The sequence below is a fragment of the Curtobacterium sp. PhB191 genome, from assembly GCF_004346515.1.
Lineage (GTDB): Bacteria > Actinomycetota > Actinomycetes > Actinomycetales > Microbacteriaceae > Curtobacterium.
Genome location: NZ_SMBV01000010.1, coordinates 106,603 through 124,047 on the forward strand (window position 1 = coordinate 106,603; position 17,445 = coordinate 124,047).

Below are 17,445 nucleotides of genomic sequence, written 5' to 3' on the forward strand. Positions count from 1 at the left end.
TATCATCTACGATAAGTATCACACATCCGATCGCCTCCCGGAAGGCCCCCAGTGACGCTCTCGCAGTTCCTCGAAGTGATCAGACGGCGATGGATCTCCGCGCTCGCGCTGGTCCTCCTCGCCACGTCGGCTGCCGTCGGCGTCACCCTCGTGCAGGCGCCGGAGTACCGCGCCTCGAGCGAGGTCTTCGTCTCGGTCGCCGCCGGCTCGTCGGTCACCGACCTCAGTCAGGGCAACAACTTCTCGGCGGCGCGCGTGAAGTCGTACACGGCGCTGGCACTGACCCCGCGCGTCCTCGGCGCCGCGGCGAAGCAGCTCGGACTCCCGGCCGGCACCGACCTCTCGAAGGTCGTGACGGCGTCCTCCACTGACGAGACCGTGATCATCTCGCTCAGCGCGACGTCAACGTCGCCGGCCCGTGCGGCGGCGATCGCCAACGCGGTCACCACGCAGCTCGTCGCCGTCGTGGACGAGGTCGAGCGCTCATCGCAGCAGAGCGACCTCGTCCACCTCAGCGTGTTCCAGCAGGCGAAGGCACCGACGATGCCGTTCGCTCCGCGGATCCCGGTCAACCTCGCGATCGGCGTCCTCGCGGGCCTCGCACTCGGTGTTGCGCAGGCAGTCCTCCGCGAGGTCCTCGACACCCGGCTGCGGTCGTTCGACGCGCTCCGGCGCCTCACCACGGCGAGTGTGCTCGGCGAGTTCGGGGTGGACGACACCATCGCGAAACACCCCCTCGTCGCCGTCGACAACCGCTACAGCACCCGGGCCGAGAGCTTCCGGCAGCTGCGGACGCACCTGACGTACACGAACCTCGACGGCGGTCCGCAGAGCATCGTCGTGACGAGCGCGACCCCGGGCGAGGGCAAGTCCTCGACCGCCGTGAACCTCGCGCTCATGCTGGCGCAGAACGGGTCGCGGGTCCTGCTCGTCGACGCCGACCTGCGACGCCCGACGACCGGGACGTACTTGGGGATCGAGAGCCGCGTCGGCCTGTCCACCGTGCTCACCCGACAGGTCGCGCTCGACGATGCCATCCAGGAGGTCGGTGGGGACAACCCCCTGCACGTCCTCGCTGCGGGGCGGGTGCCGCCGAACCCGAGCGAACTCCTGAGCTCCAGCCGGATGGCGGACCTCGTCCGCGAGCTCGAATCCCGCTACGACGTCGTGATCGTCGACGCCCCGCCGCTCCTCCCGGTGACCGACCCCGCCGTCCTCGGCGCCATCTGCTCCGGGGTCCTGCTCGTCGTGAGCGTCAACGGACAGACACGGCGCGCCGACTTCGTCGCGGCCGAGCAGACCCTGCGGCAGGTGGGCGCACGACTGCTCGGGCTCGTGGTGAACCGCCTCCCAGCCCAGCGACGCATGAAGACCTACTACAACTACGAGCCCTCGGCGCCGGTGAGCGAGAGCCCTCGCCGCTCGTCACGCGCACGCAACGACTCGACCGCCACCACCGAACAGAAGGAAACCCGATGACCCGCAGCACACCGCCCCGATCGTTCGTCTACCTCGGCTGGCAGGGGTACGGCAACTTCGGCGACGACCTCCTGCACGAGACCTGGCGTGCCGCGCTCCGTCACCCCTTGGACGTCGAGGCGCCCCTGACCCGGCGGGACTACGCTCGCCGCTCACCGCGCTTCGTTCGCGACCGCGCCCGGCTGATCGGTCGCGAGCGGCTCGTGCTGCTCGGTGGCGGCACGACCGTCGGGTTCGCGTCCTGGGCCGGACACGTCGACCGTGCGACCCGGTACTTCGGCGCGACCGGCACCATCGGACTCGGTCTCGGGGCAGCTGCCGCCGACGACAGCTACTCGCTCGGGACACAACCGCAGCAGTGGGACGCCTGGCGTTCGCTCGACCGGTTCGCGCTGCACGGTGTCCGTGGGCCGCTCACCGAACACGAGGTCACCACGAACCTGTGCCCGGTCGACGTCGTGGGCGATCCGGCGCTGCTCTACCCCGAGCTCGTCCACGTCCAACGCACCGTCCGGCCCGACGGCCGGATCGGCGTCAGCATCGGATCTGATCCGACCACGAGGTTCGACGTCGACACGATCGCCGAGGCGGTCGACCGGCACGCGGCCGCGACCGGCACCACCGAGGTCGTCGCGTTCGCGCTGTCCGGGGCCGACCGCATGGCGGCGCACGGGTTGGCCGCCCGCCTGCGCACACCGGCGGTCGTGCACGAGTACATCGACGTCCCGACGACGATGGCCGCCATCGCGGGATGCGACCTGGTCGTGTCCGAACGACTCCACGGCGCCATCGCGGCGGTTTCGCTCGACGTGCCCACTGTCCCGCTGTCGTACGCGTCGAAGTGTGACGACTTCTGGCGCAGTGTCACGGACGGCCCCGCGCCGCTCACGGTGGGCCACGACGTCGACGAGCTCGTCCACGAGATGCAGATCGCCACCCGACACCGTGACGGGATCCGCGCCCGGACGGCCGAGCTCCGGGAGCGGCTGGGCTCCGTCCAGCAGCGCCTCCTCGACTGGCACACCGCAGGCTCGCCGACAGCCGAGCTCTTCGCCCGCACGAAGGCCCACGCGTGAACGCCGACCACCGCTTCCACCTCGTCGTCTCGACGATCCGGACGCCGGACCACCTCGCCCGCTGCCTCGAGACGATCGAGCGCGCCGGGGTGTCGGTGTTCGTCACCGTCGTCGAGCAGCGACCGACTCCGGATGCACTGGCCGTGCTGCAGCCGCTCATCGACGCCGGGCACGCCGAACACGTGCACCAGCCGGACGTCCGTGGCGTCAGCCGGGGCAGGAACGCCGGGATGACTCGACTCCGCGGTGAGGTGATCGCGTTCCCGGACGACGACTGCTGGTACCCCGACGGCGTCCTGGCGACGATCTCGCACCGGTTCGCGACGCAGGGGCTCGACGCGGCCTCGATCCCCTCCCGCGGAAGCGACGAGCAGGGCACGATGCTCCGCTGGCGCCGGCGCCCGGGTGACGTCACGAGTTGGCGGGTGCCGCGGACCGTCGTGAGCTCGGGGATCTTCATGCGTCGCGACGTCCTCGAACGCCTCGGCGATTTCGACGAAGACCTCGGTACGGGCTCCGGAACGCCCTTCGGGGCCGGCGAGGAGACCGACATGGTCCTCCGCGCCCTCGCCTCCGGTGCGCGGATGCGCTACATGCCGGACCTTTCGGTGCGGCACCCGGACTTCCGTGACGCCGGTATGACGACCGAGACCCTCGCGAAGGTCCGCCGGTACAACCGCGGCTTCGGTCGGGTCCTCCGCAAGCACGGTCTGTACGGGCAGGCCGCGTACTGGATCGGTCGCGGCCTGGTCGGGACCGTCGTCCGGACCGTCCGTGGCGACCGCGACGGAGCGCGCTTCCAGCACACGCAGATGAGCGCTCGGTTGCAGGGATGGCGGGGCCGGGACGACGAGGGCCGGGTGTACCCGGCCTGTGGAACCGTGCTATTTCGTCCACAACATACCGAGAAGTAGGATCCCGACGAGATGCGCCACGACACTGGCCCGATGCACCATCGATTCCACTTGATCATCGCCACGAACCGGCCGCCCGAGTACCTCGACCGAGCGATCCGGTCGATCCAAGCCGAGCCGTACCGGGTCTTCCTCTCGGTCGTCGCGCAGCGCCCGGTCCCCGAAGTACCCGACCGGCTCGCGGCGATGATCCGGGACGGCGACGGTGAGTACATCCACCAGCCCGGCGCCAGCGGTGTGAGTACCGCCCGGAACGCTGGGATGCGAACGCTCCGCGCTGACCTCGTCGGGTTCCCGGACGACGACTGCTGGTACCCGACCGGCGTGCTGTCCGCGATCGATGCCCGGTTCAGCAGGGTGGACGAAGAACCCCGGCTCGGCGGTTTGTGCATCCCGACGAAGGACGCGACCGGCCGAGGCACCATGCTCCGGTGGCTCGGGCGATCCCGACGGATCCGGGTGCGGGACGTCCCGCGCACCGTCATCTGCTCCGGGGTGTTCTTCCGGCGAGAGGTCCTCGACGACATCGGGGACTTCGACGACACGCTCGGGTCGGGTGTGGAGCCCTTCGGCTCCGGCGAGGAGAACGACCTGGTCATGCGCGCGGTCGAGGCCGGGGTGCGGGTCGACTTCGACGCGGACCTGCACGTGCACCACGGCGACTTCCGCGACGACGGACCCACCACCGCGGTCCTCGCAAAGGTCAGGCGGTACAACCGCGGGTTCGGGCGAGTGCTCCGGAAGCACGGTTGCTGGGGGCAGGCGAGCTACTGGGTCAGCCGATCGGTGGTCGCGCTCGTGATCGCTCGCGTCCGGCGCGACGCCGCCGCGGTCGAGCAACAGCACGCCCAGCTCGCCGGGCGGTGGCAGGGGTGGTTCGGCCGCGATGACGCCGGGCACCGTCACCCCGTGCACCCACGCACGCGCTGAGGTGCGCCGGCCGCGGGACGGGTCGTGGGGTGTCTGCCCCACGACCGTGTCGCGCGGAGCACCGGCCGCTCGAGCAGGTACCACGATGCCGAGGCCACACCGATGCCCACCAGAGCGAGCCCCAGGCGCACCACACCGGTGGACGGGTCACCCCCGGGCTCGATTCGGAGCAGCGGGTAGTGCCACAAGTAGAGCCCGTACGAGATGGTCCCGAACCAGCGAGCGATCGCCAGGTCGAGCGCGGGAGCACCACCGAGCGCCCCTGCGACGACGACGAGCGCTGCGACCGCCACCGCTGCCGTCTCGACCCAGCGAGCCGCACCGGGCAGGGACCCGACCGTGATCGGCAGCGTGCACGCCGACAGCACCACGAGCAGTGTCGCGCCCACGCCGCCGACCCCGAGCACGACGGCGCTCGGACGTCCGGTCCGCAAGTCGATCTGACCGAGACCGCGGAGACTGCCCGTGCGCACGGCGAACGCGGCGAGCGCACCCACGAGCAGGGCGGCGGCGCTCGTGTCGAGCCCGTACGCCAGGCGGTCGTACGGCAGCACGACCGTGCCGACGACCCGCCAGGTGACCGCAGCACCGACGAGTCCGCAGAGCGCGACCACGGCAACGCGGGGCCGAGTGCGGGCGAGGACGCCGAGCAGGATGAGGACGAGGGGCCAGACGAGGTAGAACTGCTCTTCGACGGCGAGCGACCAGGTGTGCTCGAACGGTCCGAGCTCGACGCCGAGCACCCGGGCGTGGTTGCCCGTGTAGGACCCGACGGTGGCGAGGACGCGGGGCAGATCACCGCGGATCGGGTCTGCCAGCACGATCACCGCGACGGTCACCACCACCAGGACGGCCGTCCACGCCGGGAGCAGCCGTGCCGCGCGGCGGAGCCAGAACCGGCCGAGGTGGATCTGCCCGGCACGCTCGGCCTCGTCGAGGAGCGCCCGGGTGATCACGAAGCCGGAGAGCACGAAGAAGGTCGTCACCCCGACGACCCCGCCGTAGGGGACGACCGACTCTGCGGTGTGCGACGCGACGACGAGCAGGACCGCGAGGCCGCGGAGCCCGTCGAGTTGCGTGAGGCGGTCCGCCGGTTCACCCATTCCAGACCACGAACCGGGGCTTCCACGTCGCCGACATCGCGAGCTTGCCACCGGTTCCCCGGACGGCTTTCGTGCCCCCGTAGGCGTCGACGATGGTGCCGTCGCCGGGCAGACCCACACTGATGGGCAGTTCGTCGAACCGGTCAGCGGTCTGCCACACGACCCGCACCGAGCGTGTGCCGTCGGCCGAGACGAACCGGGCTTCGCGCACGGCACCCGTCACGAACTGACCGGCGAACCGCATGCCGGCGAGCTGGCGCTGCATCGTCGCGTACGCAGCGGCAGCGGGCTTCGGCTCGTACGCGCGGCTCGGCGCGTCGACGAGCCCGAAGGTCCTGGCACTGCCGTCCGGATCAGGTTGGTCCGGGGCGGCCATCTCGAACGAGAACACCCGCTCGACGCCGTACTGCGCGGCGAGCACGTGGGTCCGGACCAGGAACGCCGCCTGGTCGTCCTCGGAGACCCAGCCTGGCCTGCCGTTCGGGGTCGGCCATCCGACCTCGGTGATCCAGATCGGCAACGGTTCGCCGTTCGCACGGGGGTACTTCGCCGCTTTGTCCCGGAGCCAACGAAGCGCGTTCTCGATGCACGGGTTCGTCGCGACACAGTGCTCCGGCGCGTACGGCTGGTTGTACGGGTGCACGCTGATCGCATCGATGTGGTCGGCACCACCGAGCCGGAACCACTCGTCGAGCCAGCGGAGTTCGCCCGACGACACGGCGTTCTCGGCCGGCCCGACGATCCGTGCATCCGGGTCGACGCTCCTGATCGTCGCGGCCGTGACCCGTGACAGCGCGATGTACGCGGCAGGGTCGGCGGAACGGGTGCCGTGGGTGTTCGTCCACTCGTTCCAGATCTCGAACGAGCGGTCGGCGTCCGGGTACCGGTCGCGCATGTGCGTCACCGCCTCGGACACGAACCGGCGCCAGGCTGCTGTCTGCGCCGGGTCCGAGACGTCCGGCGGGGTCATCGCGCCGCCGGTGTACGCCATGTGACCGTAGTCGAGGACGAACAGCGGAGCGACGCCACGGTCGCGCACGATGGGGTCCACTCGCGCATCAGTGCTGCGGAAGTCGAACACGCCCGGCACCTTCTCGACGGTGGACCACTGCAGGTCCTGGCGGAAGCCCGCGGCGCCCAGCCCGTCGAGTGTCGGGAGCGCCGCGGCGACCGGCCCGGGCGAGCCGTTCATCGTGACGTTGAAGAAGGCGTCACGGTGCTCGACGCCCGGCGTCCGGACGAACCGGAAGGACGTCTCGGGCAGAGCGGGGCCGTGCGCCGTCACGCGGTACGTGCCCGCGTTGAGACGTCGAGTCGGACGGATCTCCGCTCGTCCGGAGGAACCGACGACGGCGTCGCCGGCTTCGACGAGCACGCCTCTGGCGTCGGTGATCCGCCAGCCCACGTCCGCGAGCGCCGGTGTCCCCGCGGCACCGACTGCGAACGTGACCGGTTGATCCGGTGCGAAGAGACCGTTGGCCGACATCGGCTGGATCGTCGGTCGAGCGGTCGCCGTCGATGCTCCGGCGGCGTGGGCCGGCTGCCGCACAGTCGCTTCGGCGAACAGCAGCAGGGTCGTCGCCGCGGCGAGGACGACGACGCCGGAGGCTCTCCTGCGGGGACGGGTCGCGGGAGGTCGAGAGTCGGACGGGACGTGGGTCGATGGCATCCCACCACGCTCGCCCGGTGCCGGTGCCGGTGCTGACGCCAAACATGTTGAATGACGCCGAGTTCGGAAGTGGCGTCAACTAGTGTCGGGCCGTGCGATGGAGTCGAGTGAACTGGCCGTCCGTGGGCTACGTCTCCCTCGAGGACTTCGACGGGCAGCGGGAACACGTCGCCCGCGTGCTCGAGGACGCTCCCCCGGCCGTCGCCGCACTCCTGACCGTCAAGTGGACGGACTCCCGCATCGCACGATGGGACGTCGAGCACCCGGATCTCGCGCACCCGGACCTCGCGCACCCGGACGACGAGGACGACGACGACACCGCGACGACGGTCGACCTGCCCGGGCACGGTGTCCCCGACCCGGTCGTCGTGCACACCGAGGTCATCGTCCGCAACGACGAGGTGCTCGACACCCCCGACGGCCTGTGGCGCCGGTGGAACCACGCCAGGGTCACGCTCCGACTCCGCGACGCCGTGGTGGACCCACCCCACACCGACCCCGCAGCACTGCTCGCCGGGGACGCCCACGTCGTGCGCGGTGAGCTCGAGTACCTGCACGAGCTCGACCAGTGGGAGCTCCGCCTGCTCGTCTCCCCCGTCGGCGAGGTGGCGATCCGCTTCCGGGGCGTCCGGGTCGCGATCCGCAGCGTGCCCGAGTCCGTCTACACGGAGCTCGACGCACGGCCAGCGCGCGGCTGGCACGGTCCGGTGCCGGACGGCTGGGTCGAGTACGCCACCGAGGTGGTGCGTGCCGCCGCGTACGGCGACCTGGGCGGACTGCACCTGGCCGACGACGCGAGTGACGTCGACGACGTCGACCCGCGCTGGGGCTTCGCCCCGCTGCACGCCGCCGCGTGGTTCGACCGGCCCGAGATGCTCGAGGAGCTCCTGCGTCGCGGCGCGTCGCTGCAGCTCACCGACACCGAGGGGCGGACGCCGCTGACGCTGGCGATCGACCGCGATGCACGTCGGGCGATCGACGTGCTCGTGGCTGCGGGCGCCGACCTGGAGGCCCGGGACACCGACGGCAACACCCCGATCGTCCGCGCCGCGTGGGGTGGCCACGGTGCGATCGTGCGGTCGCTCGCCGCCGCGGGTGCGGACACCAGGGCGCTCGGCTCACGGGGCGCGTCCCTGCTGATCGCCGCGGTCGACTCCGGTGACCTGGACACGGTGCGGTCCGTGCTCGCCCTGGACGTCGACGTGAACGCCGAGGACGACGAGGGCTCGACCGCCACCGCTCGCGCAGAACTGCTCCGCGACCGAGCGGTCGCGGAGCAGTTGGCGCACTACTACTCGGGGAGCTGATCGAGCCGGCGGGCTACTCCGCCGTCTCGATGGCGTTCGCCTGGGCGACCTTCCCGTACCAGTGCGCGGACGGCTTCGGCGTGCGCTCGAACGTCTCCGGGTCCCACGACACCAGGCCGAAGGTCGGACGGAAGCCGGACGCCCACTCGTAGTTGTCCAGGAGCGACCAGTGCTGGTAGCCGAGGACCTCGATGCCGTCGTCGATGCAGCGGTGGATGCCCTCGAGCGCGCCCTGCGTGTAGGCCTGGCGACGGGTGTCGTCGGCGGTGGCGATGCCGTTCTCGGTGATCATCAGCGGGACACCGCCGGACAGCTCCCACGCGCTGCGCAGCCCGTCGGCCGAGGCCTCCGGGTAGAACTCCCAGCCGGTCAGGGTCGTCTCGACGTCGTCCGCCACGGGCAACGGACCGGAAGCGCCGATGAACGTCCGGGTGTACGCCTGCACGCCGAGGAAGTCGTCGCCGGCGGCGTTCTCGAGGTACCAGTCGTCGCGCGGGTACCCGTACTCGCGGAGCATCGCGTCCGCGCCGAGCTCACCGTTGGACTTGAACGCCTGCGTCGCGACGGTCCAGCCGCTCTGGATGCCATCCACCTGGGAGAGCACCTCCCGCGAACGCTTGTGGGACTCGAGCAGGGCGTCGGCGACGCCCAGGTCCGGGTTCGGCAGGCCGTACGCCACCAGGTTCGACGCGTCCTCGCCGCCGGCGAGCATCGCGGCGATGTTCGGCTCGTTGATCGTGCAGACGTACCGGACACCATCGGACACCACGGGCAGCGCGGCTTCGGTGTAGCGGGCGAACAGGTCGGCCGCGTCGGGTGCGCGCCAGAAGCCGTCGCGTTCGAACCAGCGGGGCACCGTGAAGTGCATGAGCGTGACGATCGGCTCGATGCCGAACTCGTGGCAGGCGTCGACCATGCGGCGGTAGTGGTCGATCTCGGCGCGGCTGACGAACCCGCGTTCCGGCTCGATGCGCGCCCACTCGATGCTGAACCGGTACGAGTTCAGGCCGAGCTCGGCGGCGATCCGGATGTCCTCGCGGTAGCGGTGGTAGCTGTCCGCGGCGTCGCCGGACGGCTCGACGATGGTGGTGTCCGGCTCGTGCTCGTGCACCCACCAGTTCGAGTTGACGTTGTTGCCCTCGATCTGGTGCGCGGCGGTGGCGGCACCCCAGAGGAAGCCCTTCGGGAAGTCGAGCGTGCTGATGACGGGGTCCTTTCAGTGGGCGTTCATGAACGCATCGAAGACGGCGACCGTGCCGAGCGGGTTCTCGATCTGGGGGCCGTGGTAGCTCTCGGCGATCACCTCGTACGACGAACCGAGACGCGAGGCCATGTCCGCCTGCCACGGGATCGGCCAGGCGCCGTCCCAGACGCCGTGCGCGACGAGCACCGGCAGTCCGGTCGCGCGGAGTTCCTCGGTGGTGTCGGTGCGGTCCTCGAGGATCGCTGCACCACCGAGCACGCTGAGGACGCTCGTGTGGTCGAAGCGCTCGCGGACCATCCGGGCGTCGTCGGGGAGCTCGGCGTCGGGGCGGCCGGCCCAGAGCGGGTTCTGCGCGTCGAACAGCGCACGGTTGGAGCACGTGTCGGCGACGATCGTCTTCTCGGCGGCCTTGCGGTACGACCAGCCGTGCGGGCCGGAGCAGAACATCGTCACGTCGCGGAACGACGTCGGCGAGGCGATCGCTGCGGCGCGGACGATCACGCCGCCGAGCGAGTGGCCGATGAGGTGCACCGGAGCGCCGTCGTCGAGCAGTCCGGCGACGCGGACGACGTCGGCGGCCTCCTGCTCGAGCGTGTACGCGGTGCGGTCGTCGGGCGAGACCGAGTCGGCCTGTCCACGGCGGCTGATCGCCACCGCCGACCACCCGGCGTCGCGGAGGAGCGGCAGGAACGTGCGCCAGTCCTCCTTCGAGCCGGTGTAGCCCGGGACGATGAGCACGACACCCTTCGACACCCCGGACGGCACGATCCGGTACGCCGTGAGGCGACCGATCGGCAGGTCGATGCCGACGACGTCGACACCGTCCGGCGTCGGCAGGTGGCCGAACGCCGGCACCGCCGGGAAGTCGTGCAGCGTGGTCACAGCCGGCCCTCCGCGAGGGCGCGGCGGGGGTTCGGCACGGCGTCGAGCAGGGCGATCGTGTACGGGTCCTGCGGGTTCTGCAGCACCTCGGCCGTCCGTCCCCGCTCGACCACGGCACCCTCGTGGAGCACCATGATGTCGTCGGTGATGAGCCGCGCGCTGAGCAGGTCGTGCGTGATGTAGAGGAGCGAGACGCCCCACTGCTCGCGCAGGTCCTCGAGCAGGGCGAGCACGCCGGCGCGCAACGTCACGTCGAGCATCGAGACCGGCTCGTCGGCGATGATCACCTGCGGGTCGGACGCGAGTGCCCGGGCGATGACGACGCGCTGCCGCTGCCCACCGGAGAGCTGGTGCGGGAGCTTCTGCGCGAACTGCTCGACCGGGGTCAGGCCCACGGTCTCGAGGAGCTCGAGCACGCGGCGTCGGGCGTCCTGCCCCTTCAGGTCCGTGTAGTTCGCGATCGGGCGGGAGAGCGTGTACTCCACGGTGTGCAGCGGGTTGAGCGCCGCGTACGGGTCCTGGAACACCATCTGCACCTCGGACCGGAGGTCCCGCAGGCCGCGCTTGCCCAGGCGTGCGACGTCGAGGTCGCCGAACCGGACGGTGCCGGTCGTCGGCTTCTCGACCCCGGTCAGGAGCTTCGCGATGGTCGACTTGCCCGAACCGGACTGGCCGACCAGGGCGAGCGACTGCCCCGGCTCGAGGGTGAACGACACGTCGCGCACCGCCTGCACCGGCTGCTCGCCGCGGCGCGGAGCCGGGTAGGTCTTCACGATGTTCGAGACGACGATCGGGTTCTTCGCCGCCGATCGCTCACGCGACCCGACGGTGCTGAACGACGACGTGGCCTCCTGCCGCTTCTCGCCGGACGTCGCACGCTGCGACCGGTCCGGGAACCCGGGCAGGGACACGATCTCGGCCCGCGGGTCGGCGTAGTGCGACAGCAGCATCTGCGTGTACTCGTCCTGCGGGTTGCGCAGGAGCTCCTTCGAGCCGCCGTCCTCGACGATGCGGCCCTCGTGCATGACGAGCACGCGCTCGGTGGCCTCGAGCACGATGCCGAGGTCGTGGCTGATCAGGATCGCCGTGAAGCCCTCGGCCTGCTGCAGCTCGATGATCGTGTCCATGACGGCGTGCTGCACGAGCACGTCGAGTGCCGTGGTCGGCTCGTCGAACACCATGAGCTGCGGTTCGAGCGACAGGGCCAGGGCGATCGAGACACGCTGCCGCATGCCGCCGGAGAGCTCCCCGGGGAACCGGGCGAGCATCGACGTCGGCAGCTTCACCTTCTCGATGAGCTCCTTCATCCGGGCGTCCCAGCGGTCGCGTGACACGTGGCCGTGCGCCTTGAAGATGTCGATGAAGTGGTTCCGGACGGTGCGCACCGGGTTGAGCGCGTTCATGCCGGACTGCAGCACCATCGCGAAGCCGCCCTGGCGCTGCTGCCGGAGCGCTTCCTCGTCGAGGTCACGGATGTCGTGACCGTTGAAGACGATGCTGCCGCCGTTCGTCCGCGCCGGCGGCTTCTGCAGACGCGTCAGCGCGTAGCCGAGCGTCGACTTGCCCGAACCGGACTCGCCCACCAGGCCGACGAACTCGCCCTTCCGCAAGCTGAACGACACGTGGTCGACCGCCTGCACGGCCGTCTGGCCGGCCGATTCGTACACGACCGACAGGTCGCGGACGTCCAGTAGGACGCCCTGGGCGTCACCACCGTCGGACGGGAGGCCCGTGGCGGCGCCGTCCCGCGCCTCCAGGCCGTCATCTGCGTACGTTCGCGAGCCGCTCATGCGGTCGCCTCCTTGCGCTTCGGGCGCGCGCCTTCGCGCAGCCGCGGGTTGGACACGGCGTCGACGCCGAAGTTGATCAGGGTCAGGCTCATCGCGAGCAGCGCGATGCAGAGACCGGGGGCGAAGAGCAGGATCCACTGGCCGGTGAGCAGCGCGTTGGAGTTCTGCGCCCAGTAGAGGATCGTGCCCCAGCTGACGATCGACGAGTCGCCGAGCCCGAGGAACTCGAGGCCCGCCTCGGCCAGGATCGCGCTCGTGGCCGCTCCGAAGAAGGAGCCGACGATGAGCGAGGTCATGTTCGGCAGGATCTCGCGGAACACGATGCGGGTCGCACCGTCGCCGGAGAACTGCGCGGCCGTCACGAAGTCGCGACCGCGAAGGGACTGCGTCTGGCTGCGCAGCACGCGAGCGCCCCAGGCCCAGCCGGTGACGACGATCACCGCGATGATGACCGCGATGCCGCCGTTCTGCAGGTACGCCGCGATGACGATCATCAGGGGCAGGCCCGGGATGACCAGGAACAGGTTCACGATGAAGCCGATGACCTCGCCGATCCACCCGCGGACGTAGCCCCAGCTGAGGCCGATCGCGACGGCGACGAGCGTCGACAGGATGCCGGCGACGGCACCCACCATCACGGAGATCCGTGCGCCGTAGATGATCTGGGACAGGACGTCCTCGCCGGCGGCGGTGGTGCCCATCCAGTGGTCGGCGGTCGCGTCGGCGGACCGGGCGAAGCCGTTCTGGCTGGCACCGTACGGGGCCAGGAGCGGCGCGAAGATCGCGACCAGCACGAACACCGCGAGGATGATGATGCCGATCCGGGCCTTCGAGTTCGACCAGACGACGCCGAACTGGCGGGCGATGCTCTTCCACTTGGAAGGAGCCTGTTGTTCGTCGGTGTCCTGGGTCCGGACAGCGACAGTGGCGTTGTTGGTCATCGGCGCGTCCTCGGGTCCAGGACGCCGTACATGACGTCCACGATGAAGTTGGCGATGAGCACCGACACGGTGATCATCAGGAAGAGGGCCTGCATCAGCGGGTAGTCCTGCCCGATGACGGCGTTGAACAGCAGGTAGCCGATGCCGGGGTAGCCGAAGACCTGCTCGACCAGCACCGAACCGCCGACCACGCCACCGAGTGCCAGACCGAAGCCGGTCAGGTTCGGCAGGATCGCGTTCCGCGCCGCGTACCGGACGGCCACGGTGCGGCCGCGCAGACCGTTCGCCTCGGCGAAGGTCACGTAGTCGTCACCGAGCGTGTTGATCATCGCGTTGCGCATGCCGATGATCCAGCCGCCGAGGCTCGTCACCAGGATCGTCACCGCGGGCAGCACCGCGTGCTGCAGGGCATCGGCCGCGAACGCTCCGTTGAGCCCCGGGGTGGTGGTCGCCGAGTAGGCGCCCGTGGTCGGGAACCAGTGCAGCACGTAGCCGAGGAAGAACAGCAGGAGCAGGGCGGTCCAGAAGTACGGGAACGTCGACATGAACGAGCCCGACAGCGTCGGGAGCGAGTCCAGCCAGGTGCCGCGCTTCCACGCCGCCGCGACGCCGATCAGGGTGCCGAGGACGAACGCGAGGATCGTCACGACGCCGACCAGGATGAGCGTGTACGGCAGGGCCTTCGACACGAGGTCGCCGACCGGCTGCGGGTAGAACGTGTAGCTCACCCCGAAGTCGAGCGTGACGACCTGGTGCAGGTAGTTGACGTACTGGTCCCACAGGTTGCCCGTGGGGACACCGAGCTGGGCCTCGATGGCCTTCTTGGTGGCTTCGGTGACGGGGCCGTTCTGGCTGAGCTTCGCCAGCGCGGCGTCCGACGGGCTGCCCGGCATGAGGCGCGGGAGCACGAAGTTCAGCGTGACCGCGGCCCAGAGGGTCAGGACGAAGAGGACGAGTTTCTGGAGGATGTACTTCACTTCTGGTCCTCTTGCTGCTTCAGGATCTCCTGGCCGGCTGCGCTGTCCCGGAGCCGGAGCTTCGAGAAGATGAGCAGCGGTGCGGAGTCGTAGTTCTGCGGGGCCATGTACGGGTCCTCGGCGCTGGGCCAACCGACGAACTTGCCGGTGTTGAACAGCCCCCAGAGCCCGCCGTAGTACATGCCGATCACGGGCAGCTCGTCGTACACGATCTCCTGCAGCTGGTTGAGGATCTCCTGCTGCTTCGCGGTGTCCGTCGTCGCCTTGTACTCGTCGAGGAGCTTCTGGGTGTCGGCGTTCTTGTAGCGCTCGTAGTTGTTGACCGTCGACTTGCCGACCGGCTGGTAGAAGTCGCTGCTGAGCAGGGAGTTGAACGCCTGGTAGACGTCACCGTTGCCCATGCCGCCCATCGCCATGTCGAACGTGCCGTTGTTGATGTTCTGCTGGTAGCCAGCGGGCTGCGGTGCCTGGATCGTCACCTTCACGCCGATGGCCGTCAGGTCGCGACGGACCTCCTGCGCGGCACGGAGCCAGTCCGAGTAGCCGTTCGCGGTCATGATGGTGATGGACAGCTGCTTGCCGTCCTTCATGATCTTCCCGCCCTGCTCGGTCCAGCCGGACTTCGCGAACGCGGCCTTCGCAGCGTCGACGTCCTGCGTGATCATGCCCTTGTCCGGGATGTCCGGGTTGAGGTACTTCTCCTGGTTCGGCAGGATCAGGCCGGTCTGGCCCGCTGCCGCCAGGTTGCCCTCGGACGCGGTCTCGGCGATGTCGTCACGGTTCAGCGCGAGCGAGATGCCCTTGCGGACGTTGACGTCGTTGTACGGGGCCTTCGTCAGGTTCGGGATGAGGCCGATCACGCCACCGGCCGGGAACCACCACTGGTTCGTCTTCGACGCGGCACCCCAGGTGCCCTTGACGTCCGAGATGAACGAGTACGCCCAGTCGTAGCCGCGGGTGACGGTGTCGAGCTGCGTGTTCGTCGCCGGCAGGATGAGGTGCTTGATGGCGATCTTGTCGGCCTGCCAGTACGTCGGGTTCTTGTCCATCGAGTACTGCTGGTCGGTGTAGTTGCCGAGCACGAACGGGCCGGTGCCGACCGGGTTCGGGTCGCGGAACGTCGTGGGGTCCTTCACGCCGCCCCAGTGCTGCTCACCGAGGATGTACGTCGCGCCGATGATGTTCAGGCTCGGCACGTCGTCGCTCTTCAGGTGGAAGACGACGTGGTCGCCGTCCACCTCGATGCTCTTGATGTGCTGCCAGGCGCCCTTGACGTCCATCGCCGGGAACTTCTTCAGCAGGTCGAACGTGAAGGCGACGTCCTTCGCCGAGAACGGTGAGCCGTCGGACCACTCGACGCCCTGGCGGATCGTCATGTCGATCGTGCTGGCGTCCGGCTGGCTCCACTTGCTGGCGAGCCACGGGGTGCCCTTGCCGTCGAGGGGGTTGATCTCGATGAGCGGCTCGTACATCCACTTGGAGGCCGTGCGGGCGTTCGCGATGTACGGGTTGAAGTTGCGGTCGAACAGCGGGTTGCCGTGGTCCGCGTTGATGAGCATCGTGTCCTTGCCGATCGTGGGATCGGGTTCGGACCGGACCTGGATGCTGCAGCCGGTGGCCATGAGGGCCACGGCTGCGAGCCCGGCGATCGCCGCGACGAGGCGTCCGCGTCGTCGCGTGCTGCCGGGGCGCGTTCCGGGAGCGCGGGTCCCGGGGTCGCGCTTGCCGCGCGTGCGCTGTGGGGGAAGCGTCATTGCTCGGTCGACCTCCGTGTCGAATCGGTACTGGGTCAATGTATGCGCTTACATCGCGTCGCGCAACACCGGGGTTCCGTGCCGGGGTGGTACGCAGGCGCGGGCGGCGGCAGCGAGGGTCGCTGCGCACGGTGCGCGTTCCGTCGCCGGGTGCGAGGCTGCCCGCTCCGTGCGCGGTTACAGGCCCGCACCGGGCGGTCAACGTCGCACGGGATGACCAAAGCCGCACGGTGCGGACGCACCGCCGCGCCGCTCGCAGCGCCGTTCGCCGCGCCATGCGCCGCGCCGCTCGCAGCACCGCTCGTCACAGCGCCGGCGGGCAGCTCTCGCGCAACAGCACCTCGACCGGCAGGCGGACGGCGCGCGGCGGTCCCTCGCGGTGGTCCAGCCGGTCGACGATCGCCCGCACCGCCGCACGCCCGAGCTCCCCCATCGGCTGGTGCACGGTGGTGAGCCGCGGCGACGAGAAGCGCCCGGCGTCGATGCCGTCGAACCCGGTGACGACGACGTCCTCGGGCACGCGCAGGCCCCGGGCGGTGGCGGCGTCGAGCACGCCGAGCGCCGACTGGTCGTTCGAGCACACGATGGCCCGGGGCACCTCGTCCGCCAGCAGCGTCGCCGCCAGCTCCCGCGCTCGCGCCCGGCCGAAGTCGCCGTGCACCACCCGGACCGACGACGCCGGCACCCCGTGGTCCGCCAACGCCGACCGGAAGCCGGTCGAGCGCTCCATGTCGTCCGGCGAGTCGATCGGGCCCGCGACGTACGCGAGCGACCGGATGCCGAGCCGCCCGATCACGTGCGATGCGAGCGTCCGCATGCCGGCGCTGTTGTCCACGCTCACGGAGTCGAACCCGTGCGACCGCCGGTCGTCGGCGAGCACCACGACCGGGATCCGACGGGCGACGTGCTCGAGCAGGTCGTCCGGCACGGTCTGCGCGAGCACGGCGAGGCCGTCCACCCGGCCGGCGACGTCGTTGACGATCACGTCGCGCGAGGACCCCCGACCGGCGGCGACCATCAGCGCGAGTCCGCGCTGCCAGGCCTCGGTCTCGGCGCCGCGCAGGACCTCGTCGAAGTACAGGTTCGAGGAGAACGGCTGGGTCACGTGGCGGCGGTCGTCGACCACGCGGACGCCCCCGTCGGTGACCAGGTCCGGCCGTTCGTCGGGCACCACGTCGAACCCGGGCAGCAGCAGTCCGACGACGCCGGTGCGCTTGCCGGCGAGGGCTCGGGCGTTGCCGGAGGGGACGTAGCCGAGGCTGCGGATCGCCGCTTGGACGCGGTCCCGGGTGCCCTCGCGGACGGCGTCCGGCGTGCGGAGCACGCGCGAGACGGTCGCGATCGAGACGTTCGCGGCACTGGCGACGTCGTAGACCGTGGGAGGTGCGGTACGTGGTGCAGCCAAGCCGTGCCTCCCGT

14 protein-coding genes are annotated in these 17,445 nt (G+C 70.3%); 5 read left to right on the plus strand and 9 right to left on the minus strand.

All coding sequences use genetic code 11. The features are described from left to right. Window positions 1-51: 51 nt before the first annotated feature. From EDF48_RS16050 to EDF48_RS16065, 4 genes are read left to right on the plus strand one after another with little or no spacing between them, the layout of a single operon-like run. Complete coding sequence (locus tag EDF48_RS16050; RefSeq protein ID WP_123937411.1) at window positions 52-1,479, plus strand: polysaccharide biosynthesis tyrosine autokinase; 1,428 nt, start codon at window positions 52-54, stop codon at window positions 1,477-1,479. Then, window positions 1,476-2,555 (plus strand): polysaccharide pyruvyl transferase family protein, encoded by a 1,080-nt coding sequence (locus EDF48_RS16055; protein ID WP_123937410.1) that lies wholly within the window; start codon window positions 1,476-1,478, stop codon window positions 2,553-2,555. The genes EDF48_RS16050 and EDF48_RS16055 overlap by 4 nt, the downstream gene beginning before the upstream one ends. Next, window positions 2,552-3,469: a glycosyltransferase gene (locus tag EDF48_RS16060; protein ID WP_165932428.1), complete on the plus strand. Its 918-nt coding sequence runs from the start codon at window positions 2,552-2,554 to the stop codon at window positions 3,467-3,469. The genes EDF48_RS16055 and EDF48_RS16060 overlap by 4 nt, the downstream gene beginning before the upstream one ends. Before the next feature lie 33 nt (window positions 3,470-3,502). Next, window positions 3,503-4,399, plus strand: a complete 897-nt coding sequence (locus tag EDF48_RS16065; RefSeq protein ID WP_165932429.1) for a glycosyltransferase — start codon at window positions 3,503-3,505, stop codon at window positions 4,397-4,399. Here EDF48_RS16065 and EDF48_RS16070 read toward each other — a convergent pair. Next, window positions 4,372-5,502, minus strand: a complete 1,131-nt coding sequence (locus EDF48_RS16070; RefSeq protein ID WP_131881258.1) for an acyltransferase — start codon at window positions 5,500-5,502, stop codon at window positions 4,372-4,374. The genes EDF48_RS16065 and EDF48_RS16070 overlap by 28 nt on opposite strands. Further along, a complete protein-coding gene (locus tag EDF48_RS16075; RefSeq protein ID WP_123937406.1) occupies window positions 5,495-7,171 on the minus strand; it encodes a glycosyl hydrolase in 1,677 nt (558 codons plus the stop codon). Before EDF48_RS16075 ends, EDF48_RS16070 begins: the two co-directional genes overlap by 8 nt. 92 nt (window positions 7,172-7,263) lie before the next feature. Between EDF48_RS16075 and EDF48_RS16080 the strand changes: the two genes are divergently transcribed. Next, entirely contained in the window at window positions 7,264-8,478 is a 1,215-nt protein-coding gene (locus EDF48_RS16080; RefSeq protein ID WP_131881261.1) for an ankyrin repeat domain-containing protein, read from the plus strand. A 13-nt stretch (window positions 8,479-8,491) separates the two neighbouring features. Here EDF48_RS16080 and EDF48_RS16085 read toward each other — a convergent pair whose 3' ends face one another. From EDF48_RS16085 to EDF48_RS16115, 7 genes are all read right to left on the minus strand, one after another. Next, complete coding sequence (locus tag EDF48_RS16085; protein ID WP_131881262.1) at window positions 8,492-9,682, minus strand: family 1 glycosylhydrolase; 1,191 nt, start codon at window positions 9,680-9,682, stop codon at window positions 8,492-8,494. A gap of 12 nt (window positions 9,683-9,694) precedes the next feature. After that, entirely contained in the window at window positions 9,695-10,564 is an 870-nt protein-coding gene (locus EDF48_RS16090; protein ID WP_131881264.1) for an alpha/beta fold hydrolase, read from the minus strand. Then, window positions 10,561-12,354, minus strand: coding sequence for an ABC transporter ATP-binding protein (locus tag EDF48_RS16095; protein ID WP_131881267.1), 1,794 nt, complete (start codon window positions 12,352-12,354; stop codon window positions 10,561-10,563). The genes EDF48_RS16090 and EDF48_RS16095 overlap by 4 nt, the downstream gene beginning before the upstream one ends. Further along, the gene (locus EDF48_RS16100; protein ID WP_123293511.1) at window positions 12,351-13,295 is read right to left on the minus strand and encodes an ABC transporter permease; all 945 of its coding nucleotides are present in this window, start codon (window positions 13,293-13,295) and stop codon (window positions 12,351-12,353) included. Before EDF48_RS16100 ends, EDF48_RS16095 begins: the two co-directional genes overlap by 4 nt. Then, window positions 13,292-14,272 (minus strand): ABC transporter permease, encoded by a 981-nt coding sequence (locus EDF48_RS16105; protein WP_111085432.1) that lies wholly within the window; start codon window positions 14,270-14,272, stop codon window positions 13,292-13,294. The genes EDF48_RS16100 and EDF48_RS16105 overlap by 4 nt, the downstream gene beginning before the upstream one ends. Then, entirely contained in the window at window positions 14,269-16,026 is a 1,758-nt protein-coding gene (locus EDF48_RS16110) for an ABC transporter substrate-binding protein (RefSeq protein WP_235035807.1), read from the minus strand. The genes EDF48_RS16105 and EDF48_RS16110 overlap by 4 nt, the downstream gene beginning before the upstream one ends. Before the next feature lie 304 nt (window positions 16,027-16,330). Further along, complete coding sequence (locus EDF48_RS16115; RefSeq protein WP_228505604.1) at window positions 16,331-17,431, minus strand: LacI family DNA-binding transcriptional regulator; 1,101 nt, start codon at window positions 17,429-17,431, stop codon at window positions 16,331-16,333. Between the last annotated feature and the right edge of the window lie 14 nt (window positions 17,432-17,445).